This is a genomic window from Acinetobacter guillouiae CIP 63.46 (genome assembly GCF_000368145.1).
GTDB lineage: Bacteria > Pseudomonadota > Gammaproteobacteria > Pseudomonadales > Moraxellaceae > Acinetobacter > Acinetobacter guillouiae.
The window spans coordinates 65,978-72,542 of sequence record NZ_KB849281.1; the positions used below are offsets into that span (position 1 = coordinate 65,978).

General features: G+C 36.5%; 5 protein-coding genes. 2 read left to right on the forward strand and 3 right to left on the reverse strand.

What is annotated here, in order from left to right; translation table 11 throughout:
• Window positions 1-232 precede the first annotated feature (232 nt).
• Window positions 233-1,120 (forward strand): AraC family transcriptional regulator, encoded by an 888-nt coding sequence (locus tag F981_RS00330; protein ID WP_004717114.1) that lies wholly within the window; start codon window positions 233-235, stop codon window positions 1,118-1,120.
• A gap of 70 nt (window positions 1,121-1,190) precedes the next feature.
• Here F981_RS00330 and F981_RS00335 read toward each other — a convergent pair whose 3' ends face one another.
• From F981_RS00335 to F981_RS00345, 3 genes are all read right to left on the reverse strand, one after another.
• Window positions 1,191-1,499: a winged helix-turn-helix transcriptional regulator gene (locus tag F981_RS00335; RefSeq protein ID WP_004717116.1), complete on the reverse strand. Its 309-nt coding sequence runs from the start codon at window positions 1,497-1,499 to the stop codon at window positions 1,191-1,193.
• Window positions 1,500-1,790: 291 nt separating this feature from the next.
• Window positions 1,791-2,651 carry an arylamine N-acetyltransferase family protein gene (locus tag F981_RS00340; protein WP_004717119.1) on the reverse strand — a complete coding sequence of 287 codons (861 nt, stop codon included), beginning with the start codon at window positions 2,649-2,651 and terminating at the stop codon, window positions 1,791-1,793.
• Window positions 2,652-2,678: 27 nt separating this feature from the next.
• Window positions 2,679-3,506 carry a Rossmann-fold NAD(P)-binding domain-containing protein gene (locus F981_RS00345; protein WP_004717120.1) on the reverse strand — a complete coding sequence of 276 codons (828 nt, stop codon included), beginning with the start codon at window positions 3,504-3,506 and terminating at the stop codon, window positions 2,679-2,681.
• A gap of 732 nt (window positions 3,507-4,238) precedes the next feature.
• Here F981_RS00345 and F981_RS23815 point away from each other — a divergent pair.
• A partial coding sequence (locus tag F981_RS23815) for a S8 family serine peptidase (protein ID WP_004717123.1) occupies window positions 4,239-6,565 on the forward strand: 2,327 nt, incomplete at its 3' end.

The window sequence follows — 6,565 nt, forward strand, 5'->3', positions numbered from 1 at the left end:
TAATCATAAGTTTTAAACCCATTCGCTACTCCATAAAATTATTATGTTCATATTCAAGTGATCTAGCTTTTCAAGAAGTTTCATGGCATAACTATTAAGAGCGAATTAATAATTGATACTTTTGGTCAGTCAAAGCTTCTTGCAATGATTATTAGACATAAATCACAAGCTAACAATCACCAAGAATGCAAAGTTTTTGCAGAAACAGTATTTTTCTCGGAATTCCAAAAATATGCTTAGTTCGTTTTCAGATACTTTTTTTGATATCTATCGGTTATCAGGTATAGCAGGCAAAATCCATAGTATTTCAACTCTTTTACCTGGAGAAATACTAGAATTTTCCCCAAATCATGGCTATATACATATTATTCAGAAAGAAAAATGCCTTTTAACAATGAACGATCTGGAACATCATCTGGAATTGAAACATTGCGACATAGCTGTGGTTTTACCTGGTAACTTTCACAGTATAAGCTTGAGTACAGATGCATTTCAGGATGCTAAAATCATCACCTGTACAATTGATTTTTCAGGTATTTATGGCTCAGCCATTGCCGAGGGTTTGCCTGCTTTCATTCACGTCCCTTTTACCTGTAAAGCCACAAATATTATTGCAGAATGGGTCCCAATCACTGTTCATGCAATTCAACAGGAACTCAAAGCGCCTTCGATAGGCAGTCAGATTATGCTAACCAGAATTATTGATCTTTTATTTATCTGGTCAATTCGGTGCTGGCTTAGCACTGTTGAACCGAATCATAAAAGCTGGATCTCAGCATTACAGGAACCGATGATCAGTAAAGCCATGTCTTTAATGCATAATCACCCGCATTTTGACTGGACCGTTGAAGAACTCGCAAAATCTACCAATTATTCTAAATCAAGCTTTTACAAGAAATTTACAGAATCTGTCGGGACCACCCCAATACAATATTTAAAATCGCTGAGAATGCGATTAGCCAGTGAATTGCTATTAACCACGCAAAAAAGTATTTTTCATATTGCTGAGCTTGTTGGCTATTCCTCTCAGGCTGCATTCAGCCGAGTATTCTCCCAAACATTTAACTACTCACCTTCTGAGTTTAGAGAATCCTTTAAAAATAATCCTGCACAGGAATAAAACACAACTGCGCTTATTAAAAATGTATTGTGCAAAAAATTGTTAAATCAAAGTATTTTAATAGTTAGCTTTAGTATTCATTTAAATCTGCTTCGGAATCTGGCATGCCAAATTTGAGTTCATCACCAACTTTGGCGATTGCGTGAATAGCGGGTAGGAATTTTGCACCAATAACTGTTAATTTGTATTCTACAGAGGGCGGCGATGTCGGGATTGGCAGACGTTGTATAATTCCTTTACTTTCCAAATGACGTAGACGTTCTGTCAATACTTTTGCAGTAATTGATGGCAAGTCAGCTCTTAACTCGCCAAATCGACGTGGTCCAGCACTTAAACACCAGATGATTTCTGCAGTCCAAGCACCCCGTAGCAGTGCCATACTCTTACTCAAGGGACAGACATTATTTGGCGAAGGCGCACGGTTTTTCCGCAGCTTTAGACCCAAGGTTTCCTCCATTCATTCTTGAGATTTTCTCTGAGATTTCTTATTTATTCATATATTGAATATTAATTCCAAGGATGATATTCCACTGACATACTATGCGGAAAATATGCGCAAGCTGCAACCTGATGATTATTGTGAATCTTACTTTAAGCCTATTTGCGATGATTCATTCAGGTCTGTTCAACAGGTTGCAAGCGTTGCTTGTTGTTCTTAGAAGTGCATCTTTCACTCGGCAGGATTGATTATTTTTTTAAATATTAAAGCTACATTCAATTGTGGTGTATTAATTTTAAAATACTTCTCAAGATATTCGCGAAATTCATCTTCGCTTGTGAGCTCTTTTTTTATTGAATGATTTTTACCATGGATCTTTACAGTCGTTCCACTTAAGTTTATTCGTTCATCTGGAGTAACTGCAGCAAGCATCAAATGTTGAGTAAATATAGAATCTGGTGATGTTGCAATATACCAATTGGCAATCACAGCATCCGACTCCGAGACTTTCTGTTCTGGATCAAGTGCATAAATATTGACCCACTCATCACGTATATAAGCTTGAAGCATAATCTTCACACCTGTCAGGGCACTTTCAGCAACACCACTGTCTTTTACATCAATAAAACGGAAAGCTTCATGCGGTGTATTTTGAATTTCCCCGAGCTTATCCAGTGAAAGAACGGCTGTCGGAGTCGTTCCACCAAAACTGGGATCAAATAAATATAATTTATCCACCAGTTTTACCACAGTCACCAGATGAGTACGAATCGGAGCTTCTATAGGTTGAGATTGATAATATACGCGCCCCAAAAGATTAAAAGCCTCATATCCCAGTTCACTTAATACTGTTCTAGTCAGCGTACTCTGTTCCAAACAATAGCCTTCTCGTCCTTGATCAAGTAATTTATCTGCGATCTGTGATAATTCCATAGACACGTTATCACCAAGAAAAGAAGAAATATTTCCAAACGGGATGCTGGTTACATGTAGAAATAACAACTTTTTTAGACTCTCAAGCGTAGGTAAATACTCACCTTCCACGCCCAGTTTGGTTAAATATTTCTGTGAAATTGATAATTCTGAAGACATCGCTTTGCTACCTTATAAATCATAAAACTAGAATTTATTTGATTTTACAAAATCAGTGAATTTAATCGGATCTCGCCCCAGAACCTGAGTAACACCTTTGCCGATACTTTCATTTCGCCCATCTAATATTTCAAAAAATGCCTGCGCCATATGTTCTGCAATAAAATTATCCAATCCTGCATTTTGCAGATATTGTTTATATGCTTTTTGATTAAGATATTGATACTGTATATTTCGCTTAAGCTTTACTCCGATAGCATTCACCGCTTCTGCAAAAGTCAATAACTCTGATCCTGTGACTTCATAAATTTTGCCGTTATGTAAATCATCAGTCAGACATTCAACCACAACATCTGACAAATCCTCCAAGTCAACGAATGGTTCTTTTACAGTATCTGCCATAAACGTCACTTCGCCAGATCTTATGCCATGTAGAAAATGACCTTCACTGAAATTTTGGTTAAACCATGCTGAACGAATGACCGTCCAATCAAGTTCAGCCTGCATTAAAATTTTTTCACACTTTTCAACAGATGCTTGACCTCTGCCTGATAATAATACAGCTTTGGAAACAGACTGATTCATCATTTCTGTGATCAATCCTTCAAGCTGTTGTTCTGCTCCTGACATTGAAGTATCTGGATGAACAATGTAAACGATTTCAATATTCTTCAGTGCTGGGCCAAATGTACTGCTATCATTCCAATCAAAATACCGTTCATTTTCTACATGCACATTGATGATACGAGTAGTGACAATTGGATTAAATTTATGCGACTTTAATTTCTCTACGACGCGTCGTCCATTTTTGCCTTTTCCACCGATGATCAGAATATTCTTGGTCAAACTTTTCATAGATTACCACTTCATTAATTAAAAAATTACTAGATTCTAGATGCTGTTTAACGAAACAGTACATATTTAACTACATGAAAAATTTCAACAAATTAATAATAAAATTCATAAGCTAAGGAGCCTTTTGATGTAGTTATCATTGCACTTACTGTCTACATTGAGCGATCTCAGTATGCGCAAAGCATGATCCAATATGAATAGAATTACAGAAGACTTATACAAATCTATGGTATCCATTTGGAAACGGGTTTAATCACAAAATCGCTAAAAATTGCGCACAATATCCACGGCAAAAAACCATTAGCTCTGGTCTAATTTAATGTTTTTTGAAATTCGCGATTGCTCATCTGAGTGTTTTTTTAAGTGTATTTTCTCAGTGACACATGAAGATGATAGTCAGTCAATCAACGCATAAGAATTGATCATAAAAATCGTATAATTTTTACAATTATTTATGCAAAAAAAATTGATTATTTAAATCATTATGATATCGTCCCATTATTTAATTTATTTTGTCACAGGACAAAATAAATTAAATAACATCCAAATGATTCATTTACTTGTCGAACGTAAAGGCTCGACAAAAAATATATAAACCTTGGTAAAATCATATATTTACAATATTAAATATAAATGATGGCATGGTTTAAATTAAGTTAAAAATCACTGAGTTATTTTCACTCCTCATACATAAACGACAGAAACAGAAACTTACAGGGTTAAAAAATTTAGATGAAACGTATATTTAAAGAAAAAACGTTAAGCATACTGTTACGTAGTATTTTGCTGGGGTATCCGATTATTTCATCGTCCTCCTTTGCAGTACCACTGCGTGCTGAAACTGATGAGTTCAATGCCAATTGGGGACTAAGTCGTATTGGTGCGCAGTATGCTTATGAAAAAGGCTATACGGGTAAAGGAATTTCCATTGGGGTTGCAGATTCAGACTTTCCCTCAGGAATAAGCGAACTTACTGACAAACTCACATTTGTTACACCCAATAAAGATGGTAAAGAACATAATTCAGACTTAAGTATCGGCAGTAAAGTAGCTGACGGATTCAATGCCGAAGATTATACCCATGGCGCTCATGTTTCTGGGATCATTGGTGCTAAAAAGAATGATCAAGGCATGCACGGCGTAGCCTATGGTGCAGATATTTTTGCACAACATATGAATAATAATATTTACCCTTTTCTCGACACTACGGCAGTTCGTCTAATTAATAATAGCTGGGGTACAGAGGGAGATAAAGACTATGGCATCAATCCTGGAGATCCTCAATGGAAAGACTTGATTGGTATCGATGGTATAAGCACATCAACAGTAAAAGACTTTGAAAAAAAGTCTGATAAAAACAGACCCTATGATTTTTTAAATCAAGTCATATATACGACCACCCCCACGAAAAGGGGGGAATCTAAAATTTCAATTACAGTGAAAGATGTAGTTGAAGCTGAAGACGGTATAATTGAGCGTAATGGTCAAAAATTCAATTTTGGGGCAAATGACAAATCAAACAATGGGCTTGTCAACCAAATCAGGGCCCTTCGAGAAGCTGGAAAACAAGGCGTAGTCAACGTTTTTGCTGCTGGAAATTACAATCATTATAACGAACCTGGTGCCTTTCAAGGGATGCCTATCGTTTATAATGACTTACTGCCCAATTATCTTACTATCAGTAATCTAACATTGGTTCGCAGTAAAGAAATCACTGTTCCAGAAGATAGTGAAACGCTCAGTGCGGGTGATGATTTACAATTTTTTGAAGTTACTTTTCAAAATAAAAAATATTTACGTCAAGCAAATCTTGCAATTGGCAAAGAAGACTATTTGTGGGAACAAGTCGGTCAAGGTCTTCGACAAACTCAAATTTTGGTGAATGACGATAGCACCAAAGAAACACTGTATACAGGGTCTTCACAATGTGGTTATACCGCATTGTGGTGTGTGGCAGCGCCCGGAACAGGGATTTATAGTTCAACATTTAAAGTTGAAGATGGAAAGCTTGCTGATAATTATGAGTATATGACTGGAACCTCAATGGCTGCACCACATGCCACAGGTGCTCTCGCTGTTCTTATGGAACGCTTTCCCTATATGAGCTCCAGCCAGACTGTTTCTGTTTTAAAAACCACAGCTGCTGATATGGATGAAAATGGTAGAGTAACTGATGGTCGTGCCAAAGTAATTGATAAATACTTTGGTTGGGGAAAAATTGATCTGGAAAACGCCATTAAAGGACCAGCAATGTTTGCTTCAGCGGATGATGTAAAAAACATGCTTGCTGAGGATGTAAAACAAAATTTGGGTGATGATCTGGATAATCTGGCCAATACTTTTGGAAATGGTGATTTCACCGTCAATATGGGCCAAGGGATAAAATATGATATTGGCACAACCAGAGAACGTAGTTGTGATGCAGCTGAATGTTCATTCGATACTTGGTCAAACAATATCGCTGGTAGCGGTGGTCTGATTAAAAAAGGCAGTGGAACATTACAGTTATCGGGAAACAATACCTATGCAGGCAATACTTTCATTAATGAAGGTGGTATTGATATCAAAGGATCTTTATCTTCAGGCATTATTGTCAATAAATTAGGGACACTTTCTGGTCAAGGTCAATCTGCAACAATCGAAATCAATAGTGGCAGATTTGCACCATCACTTTACAATCAAACAGGATTTAGTACATTTACTATTAATGGAGATATTAAATTTAGCCCTGACGCCACATATTCAGCCAAAATTAGAGACAAAAATGAGCAAGTGGACAAATTGGTTGTTCGGGGTAATGCTTATTTAAATGGAGCTAACTTCCAGACCTATGAACAAAGCCCAGATAAATTACTTGGGAAAAATGATACCCTCCGCTATCAAGGTAATGAATATACCTTAATGGATGCTACAAAAATTAATGGAATATTTAATAATAACTATCTTACATCGATTGCTACTGAAAATATTCAACCAGAATTAACAAAAACTGAAGAAGATAAGAAACTTAAATTACAATTCAGGGACTTAACTGCCGATAAAGCAGCCGCGGAAAAAGC